The organism is Kribbella sp. NPDC051620 (assembly GCF_044453825.1).
Lineage (GTDB): Bacteria > Actinomycetota > Actinomycetes > Propionibacteriales > Kribbellaceae > Kribbella.
In genome coordinates this window covers 726,246-751,599 of sequence record NZ_JBITDB010000003.1, presented here as the reverse complement: position 1 = coordinate 751,599, position 25,354 = coordinate 726,246, and the positions used below count along the sequence as shown (strand labels likewise).

At 68.2% G+C, this 25,354-nt stretch carries 20 protein-coding genes; 12 read left to right on the top strand and 8 right to left on the bottom strand.

The genetic code is table 11. The annotated features are described in order from the left end of the window. Positions 1-45: 45 nt before the first annotated feature. On the top strand, positions 46-789 hold the full coding sequence (locus ACIA12_RS16525) for a helix-turn-helix transcriptional regulator (protein WP_396367825.1): 744 nt from the start codon (positions 46-48) through the stop codon (positions 787-789). Positions 790-1,077: 288 nt separating this feature from the next. On the opposite strand, the gene ACIA12_RS16520 is transcribed toward ACIA12_RS16525, so the two are convergent. From ACIA12_RS16520 to ACIA12_RS16510, 3 genes are read right to left on the bottom strand one after another with little or no spacing between them, the layout of a single operon-like run. Next, positions 1,078-2,481 carry a carboxyl transferase domain-containing protein gene (locus tag ACIA12_RS16520; RefSeq protein WP_396367824.1) on the bottom strand — a complete coding sequence of 468 codons (1,404 nt, stop codon included), beginning with the start codon at positions 2,479-2,481 and terminating at the stop codon, positions 1,078-1,080. After that, the gene (locus ACIA12_RS16515) at positions 2,478-3,620 is read right to left on the bottom strand and encodes a CaiB/BaiF CoA transferase family protein (RefSeq protein ID WP_396367823.1); all 1,143 of its coding nucleotides are present in this window, start codon (positions 3,618-3,620) and stop codon (positions 2,478-2,480) included. The genes ACIA12_RS16520 and ACIA12_RS16515 overlap by 4 nt, the downstream gene beginning before the upstream one ends. A gap of 5 nt (positions 3,621-3,625) precedes the next feature. After that, entirely contained in the window at positions 3,626-4,945 is a 1,320-nt protein-coding gene (locus ACIA12_RS16510) for an SLC13 family permease (RefSeq protein ID WP_396367821.1), read from the bottom strand. A gap of 103 nt (positions 4,946-5,048) precedes the next feature. Here ACIA12_RS16510 and ACIA12_RS16505 point away from each other — a divergent pair, with 103 nt between their 5' ends. Continuing rightward, positions 5,049-5,873, top strand: coding sequence for a FadR/GntR family transcriptional regulator (locus ACIA12_RS16505; protein ID WP_396367819.1), 825 nt, complete (start codon positions 5,049-5,051; stop codon positions 5,871-5,873). Further along, entirely contained in the window at positions 5,870-6,628 is a 759-nt protein-coding gene (locus ACIA12_RS16500; RefSeq protein WP_396367818.1) for a sulfite exporter TauE/SafE family protein, read from the top strand. The genes ACIA12_RS16505 and ACIA12_RS16500 overlap by 4 nt, the downstream gene beginning before the upstream one ends. 4 nt (positions 6,629-6,632) lie before the next feature. Here the strand turns inward: ACIA12_RS16500 and ACIA12_RS16495 are convergent, their stop codons facing one another. The 3 genes from ACIA12_RS16495 to ACIA12_RS16485 all read right to left on the bottom strand — a co-directional run bounded on the left by ACIA12_RS16495 (position 6,633) and on the right by ACIA12_RS16485 (position 9,527). Continuing rightward, positions 6,633-7,634 (bottom strand): YdcF family protein, encoded by a 1,002-nt coding sequence (locus ACIA12_RS16495; protein ID WP_396367817.1) that lies wholly within the window; start codon positions 7,632-7,634, stop codon positions 6,633-6,635. 91 nt (positions 7,635-7,725) lie between these two features. Further along, positions 7,726-8,703 (bottom strand): hypothetical protein, encoded by a 978-nt coding sequence (locus ACIA12_RS16490; protein WP_396367816.1) that lies wholly within the window; start codon positions 8,701-8,703, stop codon positions 7,726-7,728. 17 nt (positions 8,704-8,720) lie between these two features. Then, a complete protein-coding gene (locus tag ACIA12_RS16485) occupies positions 8,721-9,527 on the bottom strand; it encodes an inositol monophosphatase family protein (RefSeq protein ID WP_396367815.1) in 807 nt (268 codons plus the stop codon). Positions 9,528-9,592: 65 nt separating this feature from the next. Between ACIA12_RS16485 and ACIA12_RS16480 the strand changes: the two genes are divergently transcribed. From ACIA12_RS16480 to yicI, 6 genes are all read left to right on the top strand, one after another. Continuing rightward, positions 9,593-10,822: a D-arabinono-1,4-lactone oxidase gene (locus ACIA12_RS16480; protein ID WP_396367813.1), complete on the top strand. Its 1,230-nt coding sequence runs from the start codon at positions 9,593-9,595 to the stop codon at positions 10,820-10,822. A gap of 88 nt (positions 10,823-10,910) precedes the next feature. Next, entirely contained in the window at positions 10,911-11,942 is a 1,032-nt protein-coding gene (locus ACIA12_RS16475; RefSeq protein WP_396367811.1) for a LacI family DNA-binding transcriptional regulator, read from the top strand. A 79-nt stretch (positions 11,943-12,021) separates the two neighbouring features. Beyond that, complete coding sequence (locus ACIA12_RS16470) at positions 12,022-13,347, top strand: ABC transporter substrate-binding protein (protein ID WP_396367810.1); 1,326 nt, start codon at positions 12,022-12,024, stop codon at positions 13,345-13,347. Next, entirely contained in the window at positions 13,344-14,219 is an 876-nt protein-coding gene (locus ACIA12_RS16465) for a carbohydrate ABC transporter permease (RefSeq protein ID WP_396367809.1), read from the top strand. Before ACIA12_RS16470 ends, ACIA12_RS16465 begins: the two co-directional genes overlap by 4 nt. Next, positions 14,216-15,094 carry a carbohydrate ABC transporter permease gene (locus ACIA12_RS16460; protein ID WP_396367808.1) on the top strand — a complete coding sequence of 293 codons (879 nt, stop codon included), beginning with the start codon at positions 14,216-14,218 and terminating at the stop codon, positions 15,092-15,094. Before ACIA12_RS16465 ends, ACIA12_RS16460 begins: the two co-directional genes overlap by 4 nt. 11 nt (positions 15,095-15,105) lie before the next feature. Then, on the top strand, positions 15,106-17,331 hold the full coding sequence (gene yicI, locus ACIA12_RS16455; RefSeq protein WP_396367807.1) for an alpha-xylosidase: 2,226 nt from the start codon (positions 15,106-15,108) through the stop codon (positions 17,329-17,331). Here yicI and ACIA12_RS16450 read toward each other — a convergent pair. Both ACIA12_RS16450 and ACIA12_RS16445 read right to left on the bottom strand, forming a co-directional pair. Further along, positions 17,315-20,149 carry a glycoside hydrolase family 3 C-terminal domain-containing protein gene (locus tag ACIA12_RS16450; RefSeq protein WP_396367806.1) on the bottom strand — a complete coding sequence of 945 codons (2,835 nt, stop codon included), beginning with the start codon at positions 20,147-20,149 and terminating at the stop codon, positions 17,315-17,317. The genes yicI and ACIA12_RS16450 overlap by 17 nt on opposite strands. 250 nt (positions 20,150-20,399) lie before the next feature. Continuing rightward, on the bottom strand, positions 20,400-21,605 hold the full coding sequence (locus ACIA12_RS16445) for an ROK family protein (RefSeq protein WP_396367805.1): 1,206 nt from the start codon (positions 21,603-21,605) through the stop codon (positions 20,400-20,402). A gap of 153 nt (positions 21,606-21,758) precedes the next feature. Here ACIA12_RS16445 and ACIA12_RS16440 point away from each other — a divergent pair, with 153 nt between their 5' ends. Genes ACIA12_RS16440 through ACIA12_RS16430 form a run of 3 tightly spaced genes read left to right on the top strand, consistent with a single transcriptional unit; the run spans position 21,759 to position 25,340 of the window. Beyond that, positions 21,759-23,426, top strand: a complete 1,668-nt coding sequence (locus ACIA12_RS16440) for an ABC transporter substrate-binding protein (RefSeq protein WP_396367804.1) — start codon at positions 21,759-21,761, stop codon at positions 23,424-23,426. Further along, entirely contained in the window at positions 23,410-24,381 is a 972-nt protein-coding gene (locus ACIA12_RS16435) for an ABC transporter permease (RefSeq protein ID WP_396367803.1), read from the top strand. The genes ACIA12_RS16440 and ACIA12_RS16435 overlap by 17 nt, the downstream gene beginning before the upstream one ends. Beyond that, positions 24,378-25,340, top strand: a complete 963-nt coding sequence (locus ACIA12_RS16430; RefSeq protein WP_396367802.1) for a carbohydrate ABC transporter permease — start codon at positions 24,378-24,380, stop codon at positions 25,338-25,340. Before ACIA12_RS16435 ends, ACIA12_RS16430 begins: the two co-directional genes overlap by 4 nt. Positions 25,341-25,354: the final 14 nt, after the last annotated feature.

The following is a 25,354-nucleotide window of genomic DNA, read 5'->3' as shown; positions in this document are numbered from 1 at the left end:
CGCGTTCAGAGTTAGTCACGGGGGACGAGGATGGGCCGCGAGGAGTTGGATTTACCTGGCCGGCAGGGCGTACTGGACGCCTCGCTGCGCCTGCAGGTGGTGCGCGCCGCGCGCTGCGACGAGTGGGCAGCGGGGCGGTCGGCGCAGGCTGAGGTGTACCTGTTCGGCCGGGACCTGCTGAGTCTGCGCGACTGGTTGCGGGCGGAGTGCGGTGGCGCGGAGGAGCTGATCGCGGTCACCTCGATCCGCGACCAGACGGTGGAGACGTTCGCGCCGAGCCATCGGGCGAACCGTGAACTGGTCCGGCGCGGGGTGCGGATGACGAGTTTCTTCGACAACAGCGGTGGGTCGTCGGCGGTCACCGACTTCATCATCGCGGCCGGCGAGGACATGCCGTACCACGTCGCGTGTGGGCCGATCCAGATGAAGCTGTTCGACGGCGAGCGGGTGCTGGTCGAGGGGCCGGTCACCGGCGAAGGCGAGCGCAGCCTGATGGTGATGACCGGCACGGAGGCGGTCAACGCGGCCCGCCAGTACCTGAAGGCTGTCCGGCAGACCGCCGTCCGCGCCCGCGAACTCCGCGACCGCACCGTCGAACTGACCCCACGCCAGCACCTGATCGCCGCGCAACTGAGCGCCGGCTGCACCGACGACGAGATCGCCGACCTGCTCACGATCAGCGTCCGCACCGTCCGCTACGAGGTGTCCCGCCTGCTCGACGAACTACAGGTCAGAACCAGATTCGCCGCCGGCGTCCGCTACGCCCGCACAAGAACCGCCGGCACCTGACCGGGACACAGCGTGGCTGCTACCGGCGACCCTGTTTCGTCGGGGGGACGATCGAGCTGTCCGAGGTGGCCGACTTCGGGGTCTTGGGTTGCTTGGGTTTGCGGACTTCGCGTCCGCCCTTGTTCTTCGCCATGAGGTGCTCCCGGGGTGAGGATGTCGCGTGGGCTGCCTGAGGCTCTGCCGAGCCCGATGCGCCGCGGAACTCCTGGTCCCCGGGGGTTAACCCGACCGTACACCGAGAACAGCCGCCAAGCCGCTACAGCCAGCGCCGCCCGACGGCTGCGCGAATCATCGGTCGGTGGTGAGGTGGGCGGCGCATTCGGCGGCGAGGGCCTTGGCGAGGGACTCGGGGGCGTCGTCGGCTGGTTCGGGGACGATGTGGTGGACGGTGCCAGTCGCTTGCAGGTCGGTGGCGGTGATGCGTTGGGTTGTGGCCATTGTGGGGGCGTGGGTGGTGTCGCCGTGCATGATCGCGCTGGCGCCTTCGGGTGGGAGAGGCGCGAGCCAGGCGTGCTCGGCGGCGATCACGGTGGTTGCCGGGAGCAACGCGAGGGCGCCGCCGCCGGTTCCCTGGCCCAGGAGTACCGAGATCGTTGGGACCTTGAGGGTGGCGAGCGTGGCGATGCACTGCGCGATCTCGGCGGCCACTCCGCCTTCCTCTGCCTCGCGGGAGAGTTCGGCGCCGGGGGTGTCGATGACGGTGACGAGGGGGAGGCCGAGGTCTTCGGCGAGGCGCATGCCGCGACGGGCTTGGCGGAGAGCGGTCGGGCCCATCGCCTTGTTTTGCGAGCGATCCTGGCCGACCAGTACGCAGGGCTGGCCGTCGAGCCGGGTGAGTGCGACGAGGATGCTCGCGTCGGGCTCGGTCAGCCGGACCGTACTGGTGGCGCCGTGGCGAAGGAGCTCGCGTACGCCGATCCGGTCGGGCCGGCGGGTTCGGAGTACGGAATCCCAGCCGTCGGCGGGCCCGGCTTCTCCGGTACGCCGAGTCAGCGCCGGCGCCGTTGGTGGGTCGACCAGCACGGCCAGCGCCCGATCGAGCAGGACCGGGAGGTCGGCCGACTCGACAACACCATCGATCACCCCATGAGCGGCGAGGTTCTCGGCCGTCTGCACCCCGGCCGGGAAAGCCTCGCCGTACAGGGCTTCATAGACCTTCGGACCGAGAAACCCGATCAACGCACCAGGCTCGGCGACGGTGATGTGCCCCAACGACCCCCACGACGCGAACACCCCGCCGGTCGTCGGATGCCGCAGATGTACGAGATAAGGCAACCCCGCCGCCTTGTGCGCCATCAACGCCCGCGAGATCCGCACCATCTCGACAAACGCCGGCGCCCCCTCCTGCATCCGCGTCCCACCAGACGCGGTCGACGCAAGCACAGGCAACCCCTCACCCGTTGCCCGCACCACCGCTTCGGTGATCCTGGCGGCGGCAGCCCGCCCGATCGACCCACCCAGAAACGCGAACTCACTCACCACCACCGCAACCGCCCGGCCCCGCATCAGCCCGCGCCCGGTAACAACCGCCTCATCAGTCCCAGCTCGCTCCGCCGCCCTCCGCAGCTGCTCCCGGTACGACGCCCCAGCGCCCGACGGCTGGCCAGTGGCTGGCTCGTCTTCGATCGGGCGGTCCCAGGACTCGAACGAGCCTCGGTCGAGCACTACCTCGATGAGTTCGCGGGCGCTCACTCCAACCACTCCCGGATCGCCGCGCCATGCTGGTCCAGCGTCGGGGGAGCGGCATGCTCTCGGGGAGTCGTCTCCTCGGCGCCCTGGAAGAACCGCAACGGCGGACCAGGCAAGCGCAGCGCACCGAGCGTCGCGTGCTCGACGTCGATCAGCAGCCCCTGGCTCGCCGTCTGGTCCCACTCGTAGACCTCGTCCAGCCGCCGTACCTTCCCGGCCGGAATCCCCGCCTCGCGCAGCCGCGCCAGCAACTCCTCCGCCGGATACTCCGCGAAGACGCCCTCCACCACCTCGATCACCCGCTCGCGCTGCGCCACCCGCTCCGCATTCGTCGCCAACCCCTCAGCGACGATCCCGAACGAAGTACAGAACCGCTGCCACAACCCCTCACTCCCGACCGCGATCTGCACCGCCCCATCCGCACACCGGAACAACCCGTACGGCGCGATCGACGGATGATGGTTGCCCTGAGCAACGCCAACCTCACCCGCCACGGTGAATCGCGTGCCCTGGAACGCATGCACCCCGACCACGGCCGCCAACAGCGAAGTACGGACAACACTGCCGACGCCCGTCCGATCGCGTTCATGCAGCGCCGCGACAACGCCGTACGCCCCGTACATCCCGGCCAGCAGATCCGCGATCGGCGTACCGACCCGCTGGGGATCGTCCGGCCCCGACCCCGTCAACGACATCAACCCGGCCTCACCCTGCGCGATCTGGTCATACCCAGCACGCCCACCCTCCGGCCCGTCATGCCCGAACCCGGTGATGGACAGCACGACCAGCCGCGGATTCCGCGCACGCAACGCCTCGATACCCAGCCCGAGCCGCTCGAGCACCCCGGTCCGGAAGTTCTCCACCAGCACATCGGCGCGATCCACCAACCGCAGCAGCAGGTCCCGATCGCCCGCAGCCTTGAGATCGAGCGCGATGGACTCCTTGTTGCGATTGGCCGACAGGAAGTACGTCGACTCCCCATCGACGAACGGCGGGCCCCAGCCCCGCGTGTCATCGCCGGTACCAGGTACCTCGACCTTGATCACCCGCGCGCCGAGATCGCCGAGCATCATCGTCGCGTGCGGACCCGCCAGCGCGCGGGACAGGTCCACCACCAGTACTCCGTCGAGCGGCCCGGGCATCCGTGTCACCAGCCCGGGAGCACGAGGGCGGCCCAGACGAGCAGCGGTCCGACCACCACGACGATCGTGCTGTAGAGGAGAATCTGCTTGTAGTACACGGGTTCCGAGATCGAGTCCGGCTTGTTCGCGAGCATCAGCGCGCCATTGGTCGAGAACGGGCTGACGTCGACAATGGTCGACGCGATCGCCAGCGCCGCCACGAAGAAGCCGGCGTGGATGCCGCCGTTCGCGATCAACGGCACGGCGATCGGGATGATCACCGGCAGCAACGCGGTCGACGAAGCGAACGCCGAGACCACCCCGCCGACGTAACAGAGGATCAGCGCACCGATCGCCGCGGCGCCGAGCCCGGCCGCCCACTTGCCGACGAACTCGGGCGAGCCAGCCTTGGTCAGGATCGCGGCGTAGGTGCTGACACCGGCGACGAGCAGCACGGTCGGCCAGGCGATCTGGCGAACCGCGTCCTTGTGCTCCTTGGGCGCGAGCATCGCCAGGATGACCGCGGCCGTGATCGAGACGAAGCCGATGTTCTTGTCGAAGGCCAGCGCGACGACGGCGACCCCGACGAACGCGACCAGCGTCAGCACCTGATCCCGGCGTACGCCGAGAGCCTGCGTCCCAGTCGGGGCGGAGGTACCGGTTCCTCGCGCGGGTACTGTGGCGCCGCCGCGGTGCAGGTCGTCGGCGAGCGTGTCGGGTTCGTTCGGGTCGACGCGCTGGGCCATCAGTTTGCGGCCGCCGAACAGGACGAAGAGGATCGCGGCCATCACCAGGTTGACCGCGAGGCTGGCCAGGAAGACGGTCAGCTCACTGGACGGCAGGTTGTTCTGCTCCATCACCGAGTTGGTGATGGTGCCGTAGATGCTGATCGGCGAGAACCCACCGCCCTGCGCGCCGTGCACGACGAACATGCCCATCATCAACGGATTGATCTTGTACTTCCCGGCGAACCCGAGCGCGATCGGCCCGATGATCGCGCAGGCGGCCGGGCTGGCCGCGCCGATCGCGGTCAGCAACGCGGTGACGGCGAACATCACCCACGGGATCAGCGCGACCCGGCCCCCGACGGCCTTCACCGCGCTACTGACTATCAGGTCGACGGTTCCGTTGTTCTTGGCGATCGCGAACAGGTACGTGACGCCGATCAGGGTCAGGACGAGATCGCCGCTGACGCCGGCCAGGATCTCCTTCTCGCTCAGGTGCAGCGAGTACATCCCGACCAGCCACGCCGCGACGTACGCGAGCGCGCCCATGTTGATCGGCAGCAACGTGCCCAGCACGAACAACGCGACGAGCGCGAGGATCGCTACCCACTCTGGTCCCATGGTGGTGGTCCTTGTCTCCGGGGCGGAAGTAGAGCTAACGCTTGAGGTGGATCACTGGCCTAGCCAATAGCTCAATGACCCAATTGTCAATAAGCTCTCTGTCATGGCAGACGATTTCCCCCGCCCGGTACTACGAACGCGGCTGTACGAGCAGGTCGCGGAGCAGATCACCGCGTGGATCGCGTCGAACGGTCTGCGCGCGGGTGATCGGTTGCCGCCGGAGCGGGAGCTTGCCGTCCGGCTGGGGGTGAGCCGGGCGACGCTGAGCCAGGCGCTGGTCGCGCTGGAGGTGATCGGCGTGGTGGTCGTCCGGCACGGCGACGGGACCGTGCTGACTGATCGGGCGCGGACGGGTGCGGTGATCGACGCCATCCGCGCGCATGCGGACCGGCTGCCGGAGATCATCGAGGCGCGGGATGCGCTGGAGTCGAAGCTTGCGGCGCTGGCAGCGGTACGGCGTACCGACGCTGACCTTGCGGCCATCCGCGCCGCCCTGGAGGAGATGGAACGCGACATCACAGCCGGTGGACGTGGAGTCGAAGGCGACGAACTCTTCCACGGAGCCGTCACGCGAGCGGCCCGATCCGAGTTGCTCGCCCAGATGATGGGCGCCCTCGAGGACCTGATCAAGGAGACCCGGCTGGAGTCGCTGTCTCAACCTGGTCGCCCCCGCGAGTCCCTGGCCGGCCACCAACGAATAGCCGACGCGATCCTCGCGAGCGATCCCCAAGCAGCAGCCGCGGCCATGCACGAACACGTCCTACTGGTCAGCGACGTAGCCCTACTCCGCGAAGACGTCCCGCGGCCACATCGTGAGTCGCGCGATCTCCGCGAGGATGCACCGCCGCCGCATCGCGGGTCGGGCGATGTCCGTGAGGACGTGCTCCGGCCACATCGTGGGTCGGGCGAGTTGCGTGAGGAGTTGTGACGGGGGCGGAGCATCTTGGGATCATCGCCACTGGGTTCGGCGCCGGCGTGCTGACCTCGACGGTCGGTGTCGCGTCGCTGCTGAGCTTTCCGGTGCTGATCGCGCTCGGGATCCCGCCAGTGGTCGCCAACGTGTCGAACACCGTGGGCCTGATCCCTGCCGCGCTCGGCGGCTCGCTCGGCTATCGACGGGAGTTGCGCGAGCAACCGCGGGTGAGCAGGCTTGTCATGGTGGCCTGCGCGATCGGCGCCGTCGGCGGTGCCGTACTGCTGCTGGCCCTGCCGCCTGGTGTCTTCGAGTCGATCGTGCCGTGGTTGATCCTCTTCACCTGCTTGCTCGTCGGCGCCCAGCCCTGGATCTCCCGCTGGCTGCGCGCCCGCAACATCTCCGAGCACGTGCCGCGGACCGCCATGTCACCCGCGACGATCGTCTTCGCGACGCTGACCGGCGTCTACGGCGGGTACTTCGGCGCCGGCGCCGGGGTGATGATGATGGCCGTCCTCAGCCTCGGCCTCGACCTGGATCTCCGCGTCGTCAACGCCCTGAAAACCCTGGCCCTGCTGGCCGCGAACGTGGTCGCCGGCCTGATCTTCGTCTTCGTCGCCGACATCGACTACACCGTCGCCGGACTGCTGGCGATCGGCTCCATCGTGGGCGGCTACACCGGCTCGCACCTCGGCCGGGTGCTCCCGCCGACCCTGCTCAGAATCCTCGTCGTACTGGCCGGCATCATCGCGGCCGTCATCATGCTGTGAGTGGTCAAAAGATCAGCTTGGCCAGGCCACTGAGGAAGATCGGGCCGAGGATGATGCCGTTGATCCATTTGTGGTCGAGCAGGACGGCGGCGAATTCGCGGATGGTCGCACTGGGCCAGAAGTAGGCGGCGGTGGGGGAGCCGAGGACCTGGCCGTTGACCTTCGCCTTGCGGGCGGTGAAGGCGGCGCGCAGCGCGTGGTAGTTGTTGGTGACGATCAGGCACCGGTACTTCGGGTTGAGGTCGTACATGATCTCGCGGCTGAACGTCAGGTTCTCGAACGTCGAGGTCGACCGGTCCTCGAGCAGGATCTGGTCAGCTGGTACGCCCTTGTCGACCAGGTACTTCGCCATCGCGTGCGACTCGGGCATGTCCTCACCCGGGCCCTGGCCGCCCGACGTGATCAGCATCGGCGAGCGGCCCTTGGCGCGGGCTCGTTCCCAGGTGAGCTGCGCGCGGTCGAGCCGGCTCGCCAGCAGCGGTGGGACCCGGCTGCCGCGCAGGCCCGAGCCGAGGACGACGATGAAGTCGACCTTGCGGGAGCCGCGGATCCGGGCGTACACGAACGAGTACGCGAGAAAGCAGACGAACAGGAACGAGATGTAGGTCAGCGCGAGCAGCAGCGTCGACTGGACCACATCCACCTTGGGCGACGACCACTGCGTCACGATCAGGTTGAAGACGACATACCCGATGATGCCCAGCCCGGCCGCGAGCGAGAGCAGGTTGGCCGGCCGATGGCCCTCCCGCTTCCACATCGTCACCCCGTTGACGGTGAGGAAGATCGCGAGCACGAAGATGATCACCGGAATCGCCACCAGCACGGCGACGACGAGCAGCCGCGCGGCCGTGCCCGACACCGCGTCGAGCGCGAAGACCGTCCCGATCCCGGCAAACATGATCGTCAGTACCAGGTACACGCCGTTGCGCAGCACCCTCCGGTCGCGGATCCAGGTGAACAGGAACAGGGCGAACCAGAGGCCCGCGATCCCGAACGAGACGATCATGACGCGCTGGTACTCCTTGATCACCGGGAGGTCGGGCGCTGGTCATCAAACCATGCGCCCGACCGCCGGCCGGGGATTTGACCAGGTGTCGTCAGGCGAGCTTGGTGAGCGAGCTGATCGTTGCCTTGTGCAAGTTCTTGATCACGTTCAGGGTCTTCGGGTCACCGGCGTACAGGTGCGAGCCGGACTCGAAGACGAGGTAGGCGCGGCCGCCGTACTCGGTGATGCCCTCGGACATGCTGGGTGCCCGGAAGCACTTCAGCTTGGCCTTGTCCAGGTCGGGCTGGCCGCGGCGGACGACGTACAGGTTGCTGCGGTTGGTCCGGCCGTACGAGGTGCTGAAGACGAAGTGGGTGCCGGTGACGAGCAGGCCTTGCGTCTTGGTCGGCACCTCCCACGCCTTGTTGATCGTGGTCAGCGAGCCGTTGCTGTTGATCTTGTACTGGTACATCTTGTCGCGGCCCTTGTCGTTGAACTTGCCGGACCAGACGTAGCCGCCGTAGCTGGTCAGGAACGACGCGCCGTACACCTTGCGCTCCGCGCCGACCGCCTTGACGTACGGCGTGCCGGCCGCCTTCATCGCGGTCTTCAGCGTGGACAGCTTGTACTTGCGGATGCCGTTGGTGCTGCCCTGCACGAAGGCCCAGCCGTTGCTGGTGGTGATCCCGCCGCCATGGGTGGCGGCGATCGCGACGACGCCGACCGTCTTGTTGGTGGCCGGGTCGATCCCGATGATCTGCGAGTTCGCGCCCGAGCGGTAGGCCGTGACGAGCAGCAGGTCCTTCGAGCCGTCCCAGTTCCACCAGGTGCCGATGCCCTGCGGCGTGTACTTGCTCAGGTTCGGCACGGCGGCGCTGACGCTGAAGCGGTCGTTGTACATCTTCGACGCGGACGGGCCGTCGTAGAAGTCCCTGCCGCCGAGCGTGGTGCTGCAGCTGATCGCGGTTGTGGCAGCCGTGGCCTGGGTGGCGGCCTGGGAGCTGTCGGCTCCCTTGAGCGCGACCGTGACGGCGGTTCCGCCGGCCAGTACCGCGGCCAGTCCGAGGGCGGTGAACTTGGTGAAACGCAAGATGGTTCCTTTCGATATTACTTCTGGGAAGCTGCCAGGAAGTGTTTCAGGCCGGCCGGGTCAAGGTCCGGGGTGTAGGCCGCGTAGTGCGGCTGGTTCCATCCAGACGCGCCGAACGGGAGATAGGTTCCACCGGCCTGCTGGACGAGGAGCTGGCCCGCGCAGATGTCCCAGGCGCTGACCGAGAAGCCGACCGTCGCATCGACCCAGCCGGCCGCGACGTGGGCAAGGCTGAGGGCTGCGCTGCCCGGCCGCCGCAGGGTGCCGTACGCCGACACGAGCTCACCGAAGGCGGCCAGGCCTTCCGCGCCGTCCTCTGCCACGTCCCGCGCGCTGGGATAGCTGGTGAGAATGGTCGCCTCGGCCTCGTCGCGGGGGCCGGACGAGCGGAGGATGTTGCCGTTCAGCCAGGCCCCGGACAGGTCGGCGGTGAAGAGGTTGCCCGCCATCGGGTCGAGAATCGCGCCGGCCACGATCCGGCCGTCGAGGACCGCGCCGATCGACGTACAGAAGAAGGCGAGTCCGCGCGCGAAGTTCGCCGTACCGTCGATCGGGTCGACGTACCAGGTGACCTCGCCGGAGCCCTCGTGGGCGCCGTCCTCCTCACCGACGACGGTGCTGCCCGGGAAGCGCTTGGTGAGCAGCTCCGAGATCGCCGCCTCGGCCCGGCGGTCGTGCACGGTCACCGGGTCGTGCTTGTCGCGCTTGAACTCGACGTCCATGCCACCGCGGAAAGCGGTGCGCAGATCGTCGGCCACCAGCCGGGCAGCCTCGGCGGCGGTGGCGGACAGCTCCTGGGACAAGGCAATGGCTTCAGAGGGCATGCGGATCAACCTATCCGAGGCGGTATGGAAGGCTCTCAGGCAGACGAGCGAAGGGCGTGAGGCGCATGACGAAGAACTGGGCAGGCAACATCACCTTCTCGGCGGAGGTCCGGTCGCCGCGCACGGTGGCGGAGATGCAGGAGCTGGTGCGGTTGTCGGAGCGCGTCCGGGTGCTCGGCAGCGGGCACTCGTTCAACCGGATCGCGGACACCGACGGCACACTGGTCTCGGTGGCCGCGCTGCCGAGGATCGCGGCTCTCGAGGCGGACGACACCGTCACGATCGCGGCCGGCCTGCGGTACGGGGAGGTGACGGCGTACCTGCAGGACGAGGGCCGGGCGCTGCACAATCTCGGCTCACTGCCGCACATCTCCGTCGCGGGCGCCTGCGCGACCGGTACGCACGGTTCGGGCGACGCCAACCGCACCCTCGCGGCCGCTGTCACCAGCACCACCTTCATCGCCGCCGACGGCGAACTCGTCACGCTCACCCGCGACGACCCGGACTTCCCCGGCGCGATCGTCTCGCTCGGCGCTCTCGGGGTGACCGTCGAGCTGGAGCTCGAGACGCAACCGTCGTACGAGATCAGCCAGGTCGTGTACGACGGCCTGCCGGTCGCGCGCCTCGGTACGGACTTCGAGGAGATCTTCTCGAGCGCCTACAGCGTGAGCGCCTTCACCGACTGGGTCGACCCGGACGTGATGGTGTGGCGCAAGATGCTCGCCGGTACGCCGTACGAACCGTCCTGGCTGGGAGCCCGGATCGCCGACGGCGCCCGCCATCCGATCAAAGCGATGCCCGCCGACTTCGCCACCCAGCAAGGCGGCGTGGCCGGCCCCTGGAACGAGCGCCTCCCGCACTTCCGCCTGGAGTTCACCCCCAGCAACGGCGAAGAACTCCAGTCCGAGTTCTTCGTCCCGCGAGCAGCCGCCCCCCAGGCCTTCGAGGAACTGAAGGCCCTGGGCCAACGCCTGGCCCCCGTCATCCAAATCTCCGAAATCCGTACCATCGCCGCCGACGACCTCTGGCTCAGCCCCAGCCAGGGCCGCGACACCGTAGCCCTCCACTTCACCTGGATCCAGGACGAACCAGCCGTCCGCCCCGTAGTAGCCGCCCTCGAAGAAGCCCTGCTCCCCTTGGGCGCCCGCCCCCACTGGGGCAAGGTCTTCACCGTCGACGCCACCACCCTCCGCGACTGCTACCCCAAAATCTCCGACTTCACCGCCCTCGCCGCCAAGTACGACCCCAACGGCAAATTCCGCAACGACTACCTGAACACCTACCTGCCCGCCTGAACCCGAACTGTTGACGGCTGGAAAGTCCTGACCTACCTTTTGTCGAAACGCTTCGTCGAAGCGTTTCGACGAGGCCGAAGGGGTGGCGATGGCGACGATGACGGATGTCGCCCGGCTTGCCGGGGTTTCGGTGAGCACTGTGTCTTATGTGCTGACCGGGACGCGGCCGATTTCCGAGGCGACTCGGGAGCGGGTGCTGGCGGCGATGGCTGAGTTGGGGTATCAGCCGAACGCTATGGCGCGTGGGCTGGCCAGTCGGCGGAGCAACATCATCGGGCTGTTGCTGCCGCTCACCGGGCGTGGGCTGGGGGCGACCGAGACGGCGTTCGTCACGGGGGCTACCGAGGCGGCGCGGGAGGCCGGGTACCACCTGATGTTGTGTCCGGTCGGCACCGGTGACGCGGATGAGCTGCAGACGCTGGCGACTCAGCGGCTGCTGGACGGCTTCCTGGTGATGGAGGTCCAGCTGGAGGACCGGCGGGTCGATCTGCTTCGCAAGCTGGAGGCGTCGTTCGTGCTGATTGGCCGGACGCGGGACACCACCGGGCTCGCCAGTGTGGACATCGACTTCGAGCAGACCGTCGACGACGCGGTCGCGCACCTGGTCGAACTGGGTCACCACACGATTGCCTACGTCAACCATTCGGAAGCCAGCCTGGCCGGCGGTTACGGGCCGGCGAAGAGAACCGCCGCCGCATTCGAGGCGGCGCTGGCCCGGCACGGGATCACTGGCGTGATGGTGCCGAGTGAGGACACCGCCACCGGGGGCAGGCGGGCGATCGGTACCGCCCGTGAGCTGTGCCCGCGGCTGACCGGTGTCCTGGTGATGAACGAGAACGCGGCCCTCGGGATCCTGGCCGAACTGCGCGAGGCGGCACTCGACGTGCCCTGGGACGTGTCGGTCGTGTCGATGGTGACGTCGGCGGCCGTCGCCGATCTGGCCAGCCCGGCCCTGACCGCGATGACGTCTCCGGGCGCGGCGGTCGGCGCGGCCGCGACCCGGGTCCTGCTTCGGCGCCTCGCCGACGGCGACACGTCGTCGACCTACCAAGAGCTGTTGCCCTGTGTGCTGGAGGTCCGCGGAACCACCGGCGAATCCAGAAGAAACAAGAACAAGTAGTGAGTGTCCGTCGCCGCGCTGCAACGCGACGACGGACTGAGGAACCACCGGACAGACACCCGTTCAAAGGAGTACACCCATGCGGTCTCCCCGCACCATGATCTCAGTGGGGGCGGCGATCGTCTCGCTAGCCCTCGTCCTGGCCGGCTGCGGCAGCGGCGACGACGACAGCGCGAGCGGCAGCGCCACCGGCACCGGCACCGGCACCCTCAAGCTGTGGCACTACGAAAGCGCGAACGGCGCGATGGGCAAGGCCTGGGACAAGGCCATCGAGGTGTTCAAGACCGAGCACCCCGGCGTCAGCGTGCAGTTCGAGCGCAAGGGCTTCGAGCAGATCCAGCAGAACGCGTCGATGATCCTCGGCTCCGACCAGGCGCCGGATCTGATGGAGTACAACAAGGGCAACGCCACCGCCGGCCTGCTCAGCTCCAAGGGGCTGCTCACCGACCTGAGCGACGAGGCCGCGAGCCGCGGCTGGGACAAGGCGCTCAGCCCCAGCCTGCAGACCACCGCCCGGTACGACGAGAAGGGCGTGATGGGCTCGGGCAAGTGGTACGGCATCCCGAACTACGGCGAGTACGTGATGGTCTACTACAACAAGGCCCTCTTCAAGCAGTACGGCGTTGCCGTGCCGAAGACGCTCGACGAGCTGACCGCCGCGATGGACACCTTCGTCGCGAAGAAGGTCACGCCGCTGGGCATGGCCGGCGCGGAGTACCCGGCCGGTCAGCTGTACTACGAGCTCGCGCTGTCCAAGGCCGACCGCTCGTTCGTCGACAACTACCAGCTGTACAAGGGCAGCGTCGACTTCAAGTCCGACCCGCTCAAGTACGGCGCCGACACGTTCCGCGACTGGGTCCAGAAGGGCTACATCTCGAAGCAATCGGCCAGCCTCAAGGCCGAGGACATGGGCACCGCGTTCATCGCGGGCAAGACGCCGATGATCGTCAGCGGCTCGTGGTGGTACGGCCGGTTCGCGAGCGAGATCAAGAAGTTCGACTGGGGCACCTTCCTGTTCCCCGGCAACAAGCTGAACGCGGGCTCGTCCGGCAACCTGTGGGTCGTCCCCGAGCAGTCGAAGAACAAGAAGCTCGCCTACGACTTCATCGACATCACCATGCGGCCGGAGATCCAGACCATCATGGCCAACAACGGCGGCGTCCCGGTCAAGGCCGACCTGTCGAAGGTGACGGACCCGAAGAACAAGGAGCTGATCGCGAACTTCGACGCGATCACCAAGGACGACGGCCTGGCCTTCTACCCCGACTGGCCGGTCCCCGGGTACTACGACGTGCTGGTGGCCGGCGGCCAGTCGCTGATCAACGGCTCCAAGAACCCTGACCAGGTGCTCGCCGACCTCGGCAAGGCCTACGACCAGGGTGTCCAAGAAATCAAGAACGGATGACCCGGGGCAGGGCAGGTTACTGGTGGTACCTGCTGCCCGGCGCCGTCGCCTTCACCGCCGTCGTCGCCGTCCCGTTCGGCGCCAACCTGTACCTGTCGCTGACGAAGTGGTCGGGGATCGGCGATCCGCGCTGGGTCGGGCTGGACAACTACGACCGGCTGCTGCACGACGACGTCTTCTGGACGTCGTTCCGCAACACGGCGGCGATGGTGATCGCGATGGTGGTGGTCCCGACGCTGATCGGGCTGGTGCTGTCGGCCACGTTGTTCGACGTGATCGGCCGCCGGTTCGGGCAGAAGACGGCCTCCTTCCTGCGAGCCACCTTCTACCTGCCGCAGGTACTGCCGGTCGTCGTGGCCGGCATCCTGTGGGGCTGGCTGTTGCGTCCCGACGGCGCCGTCAACGCCGTCGGGAAGGTGATCGGCCTGGGTGAGCACGACTGGCTGGGCGATCCGAAGACCGCGTTGCCGATGGTGATGCTGGTGATGATCTGGGTGCAGATCGGCTACCCGGTGGTGATCTTCATGGCCGCGCTGCAGCGGGTCGACCCCGACCTGTACGAGGCGGCTGAGATCGACGGCGCCGGCTGGTTCCGCCGGTTCCAGGCAATCACCCTGCCGCAGATCCGGCCGGAGACCTTCGTCGTCACCCTCACCTGCACGATCGCGGCGCTGAAGGTGTTCGGCCCGATCTGGGCACTGACCCGGGGCGGTCCGAACAACGCGACCACGGTGCCGTCGTACTTCGCCTACAACGCCTTCTTCAACAAGCTCCAGGTCGGGTACGGCGCTGCCGTGGCGACCGCGCTGACTCTGGTGATCGTTGCCGTCAGCATCGGATTCCTGAAGGTCCAGGGGAGGGCCGAGTCATGACGACACTGACGCTGACCCGAAGCCGGGTGACCCGGAAGGATCCCGACCGGTACAAGCAGGGCGCGGCGCGTTGGGTAGTACTGGCGCTGGTCGTGCTCACCGCTGCGCTGGTGCTCGTGCCGTTCGCGGTGATGGTGATGAACGCCTTCAAGTCGCCCGCCGACTACTCGGGCAACGGGCCGCTGGCGTGGCCGGAGTCGTTCCAGCTGCACGGCCTGAAGACGTACTGGCAGCAGGTGCACTTCGGGGGCAAGCTGCTCAACTCGATCATCATCTCCGGCTCGGTCGCGGTGCTCGGCGTCGTACTGTCGCTGCTGAACGCCTACGCGCTCGGCGTCGGCCGGGTCCGCGGCCGGATGTGGATCGTCGCGCTCTTCCTGCTGGCCAACATGATCCCGCAGGAGGCGCTGGTCTACCCGCTGTACTCGATGGCGAAGACGCTCGGCCTCTACAACAGCCGGCTCAGCGTGATCATCATCTTCACCGTGATCCAGAGCGCCTTCGGGACGTACCTGCTGGCGTCCGTGCTCGGCACCTTCCCGAAGGCGTTGCTGGAGGCCGCCGCGCTGGACGGCGCCGGCCGCTGGACCACCTTGTGGCGAGTGGTCGTACCGACCGTGCGGCCGACGTTGTCGGTGCTGCTGATCTTCTTCTTCATCTGGACCTGGAACGAGTTCTTCATCCCGCTGGTGATGCTGATCGACAACAGCACCCAGACCGTTCCGCTCGCCCTCGCCTCCTTGCAGGGCGACCGGCTGATGGACGCCACCACCACGAACGCCGGGGCACTGATCAGCCTGCTCCCGACGGTCGTGTTCTTCCTGATCTTCCAGCGCACCCTGACCCGCGGCGTGACCGCCGGCGCGGTCAAGTAGAGAGGCAGTAGATGAAGTTCACAGACGGCTACTGGCAGCTTCGCCCCGGCCTGACCCGGCTGCGCCCGGCCGCGGTCGAGAGCGTCGAGACGACGGAGCGGTCGCTGGTCGCCTATGCGCCCGCGAAGCAGATCATCGGCCGCGGGGACACCCTCAACCAGCCCCTCTTCACCGTCACCATCAGCTCGCCCGCGGCCGGCGTGATCGGCGTCCGGATCCAGCATCACAGCGGGGGACTGCCACCACGGCCCGCCTTCGAGCTGACCGCCGACGACGATCATCCGGTCAAGATCGAGGTGGACGACGAGGTCGCCCGGCTGACCAGTGCCGACCTCACCGCGGTACTCAGGCTCGACGGGCCCTGGGATCTGCGCTTCGAACGCGACGGCAAGACCCTGACCGATTCCTCGGCCCGCAGCATCGGCCTGATCACCGACTCCGACGGCCGGCAGTACCTGCACGAGCAGCTCGCGCTCGGCGTCGGTGAGACCGTCTACGGACTCGGGGAACGGTTCGGCCCGCTGGTGAAGAACGGCCAGGTCGTCGACATCTGGAACGCCGATGGCGGTACGTCGAGCGAACAGGCGTACAAGAACGTGCCGTTCTACCTGACCAGTGCCGGGTACGGCGTACTGGTGGACACCCCGGCGAAGGTCTCGTTCGAGGTCGGCTCGGAGGTGGTGGCCCGCAATCAGTTCAGCGTCGAGGGACAGGAGCTGAGCTACTACGTCATCAGCGGTCCAGAACCCAAGGACGTACTGCGCCGCTACACCGCCCTCACCGGACGTCCCGCCCGGGTGCCCGCGTGGTCGATGGGACTGTGGCTGTCGACCTCCTTCACGACCGACTACACCGAGGAGACGACGAGCAGTTTCGTCGCCGGGATGGAGTCGCGGGACCTGCCGCTGAGCGTCTTCCACTTCGACTGCTTCTGGATGCGGCAGTTCCACTGGTGCGACTTCGTCTGGGACCCGGAGGCCTTCCCGGATCCGGCCGGCATGCTGGCCCGGCTGAAGGAACGCGGCCTGCGGATCAGCCTGTGGATCAACCCGTACATCGCGCAGCGGTCGATCCTGTTCGAAGAGGGCCGGCGGCTCGGCTATCTGCTCAAGCGGCCCGACGGATCGGTCTGGCAGTGGGACAAATGGCAGGCCGGGATGGCGATCGTCGACTTCACCAACCCGGCGGCGACGGCTTGGTTCCGGGCCAAGCTGCAGGTCCTGATCGACCTCGGGGTGGACTGTTTCAAGACCGACTTCGGCGAACGGATCCCGGTCGAGGACGTGGCCTGGTTCGACGGCTCCGATCCGGAGCGGATGCACAACTACTACCCGTACCTCTACAACAAAGCGGTGTTCGGGCTGCTGGAGGACAACCGGGGCGTTGGCGATGCCGTCCTGTTCGCACGGTCCGCGACCGTCGGCGGGCAGCAGTTCCCGGTGCACTGGGGCGGCGACTGTGAGTCGACCTTCGAGGCGATGGCGGAGTCGCTGCGTGGCGGCCTGTCGCTGGCGTCGTCAGGCTTCGGCTACTGGAGTCACGACATCGGCGGCTTCGAGGGAACGCCGGATGCGGCGGTCTTCAAGCGCTGGGTGCCGTTCGGGCTGTTGTCGTCACACTCGAGGCTGCACGGCTCGGGGTCGTACCGGGTGCCGTGGGCGTTCGACGAGGAGGCTGTCGACGTACTGCGTCGTTTCACCAAGCTGAAGATGTCGCTGATGCCCTACCTCGCGAGGGTCGCCGAGGAGGCCCACACCGACGGTACGCCGGTGATGCGGCCGATGGTGCTCGAGTTCCCGGCGGACCCCGGCGTCGCCTACCTCGAGCGCCAGTACATGCTCGGGCCCGACCTGCTGGTCGCACCGGTGATGAGCAAGGACGGCGAGGTCCGGTTCTACCTCCCCGAAGGCACGTGGACCCACCTGCTGACCGGCGAGCAGTTGGCCGGCAGCCGTTGGGTCACCCAGACGCACGGCTTCGACAGCTTGCCGGTACTGGTCCGTGAAGGCGCCGTGATCGCGATCGGCGCCGTCGACGACCGCCCGGACTACGACTGGGCCGACGGTGTCGAGCTGTGCTGGTACGTCCCCACCGAGGGACAGTCGACGCGCGTCCGTCTCCCCGGGCCGAACGGGGGGACGGCCGCGGTCGTCGAGCTGACCCTGGTCGACGGCGAGGCGACCGCCCGCGTCGTCGAAGGGACTTGCGAGCGGTTCACCGTCACCGTTCGAAGGTGAGGCTCTCCAGTCCGATGGATGCGGTGGAGAACACCGCATAGAGGGTGTGCACCCCGCTCGCCGCAGCGAGCGGGGTGTCGCTGTCTACCCAGGTATGGCGATGGCCGGTCGACGGAACCTGCACAGTGCCGAGCAGCAGACCGTGCAGTGGGTCGTCCAGCCGCAGCTCGATCGTGCCGGCCGTCAGTTCGGAGGCGACCTGGGCGATGCAGCGGGCGGCGCCGTCGGCCAGGTCCACGTCCTCGAAGGCGAGCCAGGCGCCGGCCTCCAGCGAACGAACGGCCTCGCCGTACTCCGGTGTGGTGTCCGTCATCGTCATCGAGCAGTACTCGTCGAAGGCCGTCGCCGCGACCGGAGCGGTGAAGATCGCCCGCGGCGGGATCGACTCCCCGGCGACGTCGAAGGATCCGGTGAGCCGGGTGTCCGTGGCGGACCTCCCGATCAGCACGCTGTGCCGGGCCGTCTCCACGCACCGCCGGTTCCGGGTGACGTCCCAGAAACCGAGGTCGGCGGCCTGGAGCCGGAACTGCACCTCGACGCTCTCCCCGGGGGCCAGCGCGACCTGCTGGAAATCCCGGAGCTGACGCAGGGGCTGCTTGGCCCGGGATCGCTGCTGGTGGGTGTAGAGCTGGACGACCTCGCGGCCGGAGCGGGTTCCGGAGTTCGTGACGGTGAGGCTCACCAGAAGTTCACCGTCGGACGGTACGGAGGGCGAGTCCAGGCGCAGCCCGGAGTACGTGAAGGTCGTGTAGCTCAGGCCGTGCCCGAACGGATAGAGCGGGCGGCCACGGAAGTACAGGTACGTCGAGTCGGTGGCGACGATGTCGTAGTCGAGGAGATCCGGCAGGTCGGCAGCCGATCGGTACCACGTCTGCGGCAGCCGGCCGGCCGGGTCCGAGTCGCCGAACAGTACGTCCGCAAGCGCCCGGCCGTACTCCTGACCGCCGTGGGCCGACCAGAGCAGCGCGGGCAGGTGCTGATCGGCCCACTCGACCGCAAACGGGTAGCTGCTCGACATCACCAGCACGGTTCGCGAGTTGGCCGCGTGCACGGCGCGGACCAGCCGGTCCTGGGCGGCCGGCAGTTCCAGTTCGGCCCGGTCCTCGGTCTCCCGGCCGTTCACCAGCGGGTGGTTGCCCACGACAACGATTGCGACGTCCGCGGCGGCCGCCAGCTCAGCGGCCCGGGCGGCGCCGTCGATCAGGGTGACGATCTCGAAGACGGTCGCCGACGTCGCCTCTTCGGCAGTCGCCATCGCCTCGCCGTCCGTCAGCTCGACGAAACGGCCGCTGTTGCGATGCCGGAGTACGGACGTGCTCTCGCCGATCGCGACCAGCTCGAACGTCTCCTTGACCTCCCACGTGCTGGGACCAGGGTGATCGGCGACGAGCGAGCCGGCATCGGTCACCGTGACGTAGGAGCCGGTCTCGACCGATCGCAGCGTCCACGCCCCACCGCCCCAGTCGAAGAGATCGAACGCACCGGTATCACCGATCCTGACCGACTTGTCCTGACCGGCGCCGAGACAGCCGGCGCTGGTCCGCAGCTCGATCCGGTCGACGCCCTCGCAGTAGTCGACGGCATCAGCGCCGAGCCGTTCGATCAGTCCGGCCCGAGCCGTCACTTGGTAGGGGAGCGTGCCCGAGTACCAGTCCTCGAACAGCGTGTCCGCGAGCGGCCCGACGACCGCGACCCGCTTTGTCGTCTCGGCGCTCAACGGCAGTACCTGGCACTCGTGCTTGAGCAGCACGATGGACTGCCTCGCGGCGTCCTGGGCCAGTTGGCGGTGCGCGGGGCAGCCGACCACGTCCGCCGCGGGGGAGGAGTACGGATTCAGCTCGGCCGGATCGAACTCGCCCAGCCGGAACCTGATCGCCAGTGCGTGCCTGACCGCGTGGTCGATGTCCGCTTCGCTCAGCTTGCCCTGGGTCAGTGCCTCGGTCAGCAGCTGGATCGACGGACCCGCGTCGTTGTCGTCCTGGGTGATGCTGTCGACGCCTGCCTTGAGCATCGCGGCGTACGCGGTCGGCTTGTCACCGAAGTACCGCTGCAGTTCGACCAGGTTCGCGGGGGCGCCCGCGTCGCTGACGACCAGCAGGTCGTCCTCGGTCCAGGTCCGGACCAGCTCGTTGATCAGCGGGCTCAGGTGTGCCGGACGTCCGTTCACCAGGTTGTACGACGGCATCATCGCGACCGCCGCGCCGGCCTCGATCGGCGCGCGGAAGGCCGGCAGCTCGTAGTCGTGCAGCACCCGCGGCGGCAGGTTGCTGGAGGTCGTACAGCGGTCCGTCTCGTTGTTGTAGGCAAGGAAGTGCTTGAGCGTCGGCGCGGTCTTCAGCGTCCCCTCGACGTCGCCGGTCAAGCCCCGCCCGTAGGCGACAGCCAGTACGCCGGTGAGCCACGGATCCTCCGAATAGCCCTCCTCGTTGCGTCCCCAGCGCGGATCGCGCAGCGGATTCACGACCGGGGCCCAGACGTTCAGGCCGACGCCGGCCGGATCCTCGTGATGGAAGCGGCGGACCTCGTCGCCGACCGCGGAGCCGACGGCGCGGACCAGTTCGGGATTCCAGCTGGCGGCCAGACCGACGGCCTGCGGGAAGACCGTCGCCGGGCCGAGCCAGGCAACCCCGTGCAGGGCCTCCGTGCCGGTCCGGAAGGAGGCGAGGCCCAGCCGCGGGACGGCCGCCTGATGCTGGTGCAGCAGGCCGAGCTTCTCGGCCGGAGTCAGCTGGTCGAGCAGATCGCCGATCCGCTCCGGCAGCTTCCTGGCCGGATCGCGGAACGGCGGAAGGGGTGAGCGTGGCGGCGGATTGCTCATCGGGATCGGACTCCGGGATGCGTTCGGCCGTCTGCCGACGGGGGCGTTGTCGAAGCGCTTCGACAATGTGTCGAACGCCTGGGCGGCTCCGATTGGAGATCGAAGCGCTTCGATGGATTGACACAGAGGGTCGCACCCTCCACGCGGACGGTCAAGATCTCAGCCCGGATGGACCGCGCCGGGAGCCGGCCGGAGTCGAGCTGGTCGAGGGAGCGGGCGACGGCGCCGCCCGGGCGGAAGCCGGCGGACCTCAGCCGGTGCCGACGCTGGGCAGCCGGCCGGAGTCGAGCTGGTCGAGGGAGCGCGCGACGGCGCCGATCGACGTCGCCTCGTGCCCGAACGTCGAGGCGACCACCTGGCAGCCGCCCGCCTCGGGGGCCAGGGTGCCGTCGATCAGCTCCTTCTCGACCGCCGGTACCAGCCAGCGGCCGAGTGCGGCGTAGGAGCCGCCGAGAATGACGAGCTCCGGATTGAGGATGTTCGCCAGCCCGCAGACGCTCTGGCCGAGCAGCGTTCCCACCTCGGCCAGGGTGTCGATCGTGGCCGCATCGCCGGCCTCGGCCCGTCTGACCAGTTCCTCAGTCCGGGCCTGCGGGTCGGCGTCGGGCAGCTCGCCCGGCTCGAGCCGGGCGAGGATTGCCGGGATGCCGGCGACGGCCTCGAGACAGCCGTGCCGGCCACAGCCGCACAGCGGTCCGTCCGGGCTGATCCGCAGGTGCCCGATCTCGCCGACGTAGCCGAGATTGCCGCGCAACGGTCGCCCGTCGCAGATCACTCCGGCGCCCACCCCGGTCTCACCGGACAGCAGGATGAGGTTGGCGCTTCCGGCGTACGGCCCGTAGCGGTGCTCGGCCAGGGCGGCGAGGTTGGCGTCGTTCTCGACCAGCACGGGGAAGGCCGGCCGGCCGAGCGCCGCCACCAGATCCTTGCGCAGCTCGAGGTCACGCCAGCCCAGACCGGCGGCCAGCACGACGACGCCGTCCCGGTTGACCAGGCCGGGCACTCCGACCGTGAGGCCGAGAACGTCACGGCCGGACGCGTGCACGGCCGCGATCGCTCGCCGGGCCAGCGTGGCCAGCGCGGCGACGGCCTTGGCCGGGCCCGCGTCCGCTCCCGGGCCGGTTCGGTGCCAGCGAAGCAACTGCCCGCCGGCCGAGTCGTAGGCGATCGCGGTCAGGCCGCGGGCGCTGATCTCCATCCCGATCGCGGCGTACGCCGAACCGTCGAGGACGAGCAGGGTGGCCGGCCGGCCGACGTGGTTCTGGGTCTGCTGGGTCTCCCGGGCCAGCCGGCGGTCGATCAGGTCGCCGACGATGCTGGTCACGGTCGCCTTGTTCAGGCCGGTCCCGGCCGCGATGGCGGCGCGCGAACAGGGGGAGTTGGCGCGCAGGAATCCGAGCACCACGGCCAGGTTGGCGGCCCGGACGTCGGTGTGGTCCGCGGTCTGATTCGTCAAGGTCTGTCCTGTTCGGCTCGGCGGGGCGGTATCGCCCTGGCTCAGTTCTACACCTTGTGGCGATATCCGTCGTGAGCTAATTTGTTTGGCTACCAGCCCAACTAACTCTACTCCGGGACGGCCTCCCGTTCCCAGTCGCAAGGAGAATTCATCGTGATCGGATCCGGGAGCGGCTCGACCAACCGCCGTACTTTCCTGTCCCTGCTCGGCGCCGGCACCGCGGTCGCGGCCGGCGGGGTGACGCTGTCGGGCTGCTCGTCCGGCGGCTCCGGCAGTTCGGCGAACGGCCGGGCCGAGACCGAGGACAAGCTCGGCGGCCTGCTGCCGAAGTACATCGCCTACGACTCGGTCAAGCCCGACCTGCCCGGCGAGAACGGCGCCTCGCCCGGCTTCACCAAGTACCCCACCGAGCTGGTGCGGGCGGTACCGGACAAGGCGGTGAAGAGCGGCAAGGAGGTGTCGGCGATGACCCCGCTGTGGGCGCCGTTGCCGCCCGGGCTCGGCAGCAACTCGTACTTCGACGCGAACAACGAGCGGATCGGGGCGCCGGTCCGGTTCAACATCCTGAGCGGCAACGACTACGGCGACAAGCTCGGCCCGCTGCTTGCCTCCGGCAACGTCCCGGAACTGCTCTGCGTACCGGGCTGGAACATCGCCGGCCTGACCCGGTTCGGGCAGGCGGTGGACAAGTTGTTCGAGGATCTGACGCCCTACCTTGCTGGTGACAAGGCCGCGGCGTACCCGATGCTCGCGAACCTGCCGACCAGGGCCTGGGCGTACGGCGTCTGGAACTCCCAGCTGAAGGCGGTCCCGTTCCCCTCCGACGGCTTCCCGTGGGCGCTGTTCTACCGCAAGGACATCTTCGACCAGGTCGGCGCCGCACCGCCGAAGACCACCGACGATCTGCTGGCCCTGGGCAAGCAGTTGACGGACGCGAAGGCCAACCGGTGGGCGTTCGGCTCGATCACCGACGAGGTCCAGCGTGCCTTCGGGGTGCCGGGCAGCTGGCGCAAGGACTCGTCCGGCAAGCTCGTGAACAAGGTGGAGACGCCGGAGTTCGAGGAGGCGGTGGCCTTCGTCCGCAAGGTCTTCCAGTCGGGGTACGTGCACCCGACCGTCGTCGGCAACGCGGCCACCGACCAGAAGCCGCTGTTCGAGGGCGGTCAGCTGGTCATCCGCCAGGACGGCCTGGGCGCCTGGAGCGAGTCGCTGCAGCGGCAGTCGGCGATCAACCCGAAGTTCGACATGCAGGCGGTCGAGCCGTTCGCCCACGACGGCGGGACGCCGATCGTCTGGAGCGGCGATCCGGCCGGCATCTTCACCTTCGTGAAGAAGGGCCTGGGCAAGGACCGGATCGCCGAGTTGCTCGGGGTCCTGAACTACACGGCCGCGCCGTTCGGCACCGAGGAGAACCAGCTCTACAACTACGGGGTCGAGGGCAAGCACTACACCCGGCAGAGCTCCGGGGCGCCCAAGCTGACTGCGCTCGGCCAGAAGGAGGTGGCCAGCACGTACATCTTCCTCGGCGGCCGGCCGAACGCGATCACCCAGAGCGAGTATCCCGGTTACGTCCAGGCGCTCAGCGCCTGGGAGAACAACGCGGCCAAGCACCGCGAGAAGAACCTGTTCGAGGGCATCCGGGTCGAGCAGCCGACCAAGATGGCGGCGCTGAACCAGCCGTTCGACGACAAGCTGCAGGACATCTACCGCGGCCGCCGGCCGGTCAGCGAGCTCAAGGTCGCCGTCAAGGAGTGGCAGACCAACGGCGGCAACGAGGGCCGCGACTTCTACGCCAAGGTTCTCAGTGACAACGGTCGGTAGCGCGTCGCGCCTGGCAGCCCGCCGGAAGGGAAAGGCCGCCGGCGGAGCGAGCTGGCGGCACCGGTTGCGGCGGGACTGGCCGCTGCTGCTGATGGTCGCGCCGGTGATCGTGCTGCTCGGGGTCTTCCACTACTTCCCGACGCTCGGCAACGTGATCGCCTTCCAGGACTACTCGCCGTACGCCGGAATCCGGGGCAGCGAATTCGTCGGGTTCGCCAACTTCAGCCGGATGTTCTCCGAGCCCGCGTTCTGGTCGGCGCTGCTGAACACGCTCTCCATCACGGCCTTCCAGCTGGTGTTCTACTTCCCGATTCCGATCTTCTTGGCATTGCTGCTCAACAGTGTGCTGTCGGTCCGGCTCCGCACCATCGTCCAGGGCATCGTCTACCTGCCGCACTTCTTCTCCTGGGTGCTGGTGGTCTCGCTGTTCCAGCAGATGATCGGTGGCGCCGGACTGCTCGCGCAGACCCTGCGGTCGCACGGCTACAACGCCGTCGACCTGATGACGAAGCCGGACAGCTTCATCGTCCTGGTGACCGCGCAGTCGATCTGGAAGGACGCCGGCTGGGGAATGATCGTGTTCCTCGCCGCGCTGAGCACGATCAATCCGGCGCTGTACGAAGCTGCCGCCGCTGACGGCGCCAACCGCTGGCGCAGGCTCTGGCACATCACGTTGCCCGGGCTGCGGCCGGTGATCGTGCTGCTGCTCATCCTCCGGCTCGGCGACGCGCTGACGGTCGGCTTCGAGCAGTTCATCCTGCAACGCAGTGCGGTCGGCGGCGGCGCTGCCGAAGTACTGGACACCTACGTGTACTACCAGGGCTTGCTCGTCGGCGACTTCGGCTATGGCGCCGCGGCCGGCCTCTTCAAGGGACTGGTCGGACTCGTCCTGGTCCTGCTGGCCAACCGATTCGCTCACCTGGTGGGCGAGCAGGGGGTGTATTCCCGATCATGACCACACAACCTGTCGCCCTGCCGCGCCGCCTCACCCGGCGCCGCCCGGAGGAGGAAACCGGCCGCCCGGTCTGGGAGGAGGAGCCCACCTTCTTCGGACGGCTGAGCAAGCCGGTCGTGCTGGGGATCGTGGTCCTGCTGGTCGCCTTCCCCCTGTACGTCGTCGTGGTGACGAGCCTGTCCACTACCGAAGCAGTCACCCGGGCCGGTGGCCTGGTCGTGGTGCCGCGGGAGCTCACGATCGCCGCCTACGTGCAGTTGCTGTCCGGGGGCGTGGTCACCCGGGCTCTGTTGATCAGTACCGGGATCACGGCGATCGGTACGTTCTTCAGCCTGGCGATCACCGTGCTCGCGGCGTACGGGCTCTCGCGGCCCGGATCGCTGCTGCACCGGCCGTTGCTGTTCGTCGTGCTGCTGACTTTCCTGTTCGGGCCGGGCATCATCCCCAGCTACCTGGTGGTCAACTCGCTGGGGCTGATCGACAGCTACGGCTCGCTGATCCTGCCGACGGCGGTGTCGGCGTTCAACCTGATCGTCATGCGGTCCTTCTTCATGGGCATCCCGAGCGAGCTGATCGACAGCGCCCGGATCGACGGCGCCGGTGAGTTCGCCGTGCTGACCCGGATCGTGCTGCCGCTGTCGCGGGCGGTGGTCGCGGTGGTCGGGCTGTTCTATGCGGTCGGTTACTGGAACGCCTTCTTCAACGCGATGCTCTATCTCAACGACAACAACAAGTGGCCGCTGCAGATGGTGCTCCGGACCTACATCGTGCAGGCACAGGTGCTGCCGACCGGCGCCGGCGGGGTCACCTCGTCGACCGGGCTGGGCCTGTCGCCGGCGCCGAGCCTGGCGATCAAGATGGCGATCGTCGTGATCGCGATCGTGCCGGTCCTCGTCATCTACCCGTTCATCCAGAAGCACTTCACCAAGGGCGTCATCATCGGCGCGGTCAAGGGCTGACATCACCACGAGAA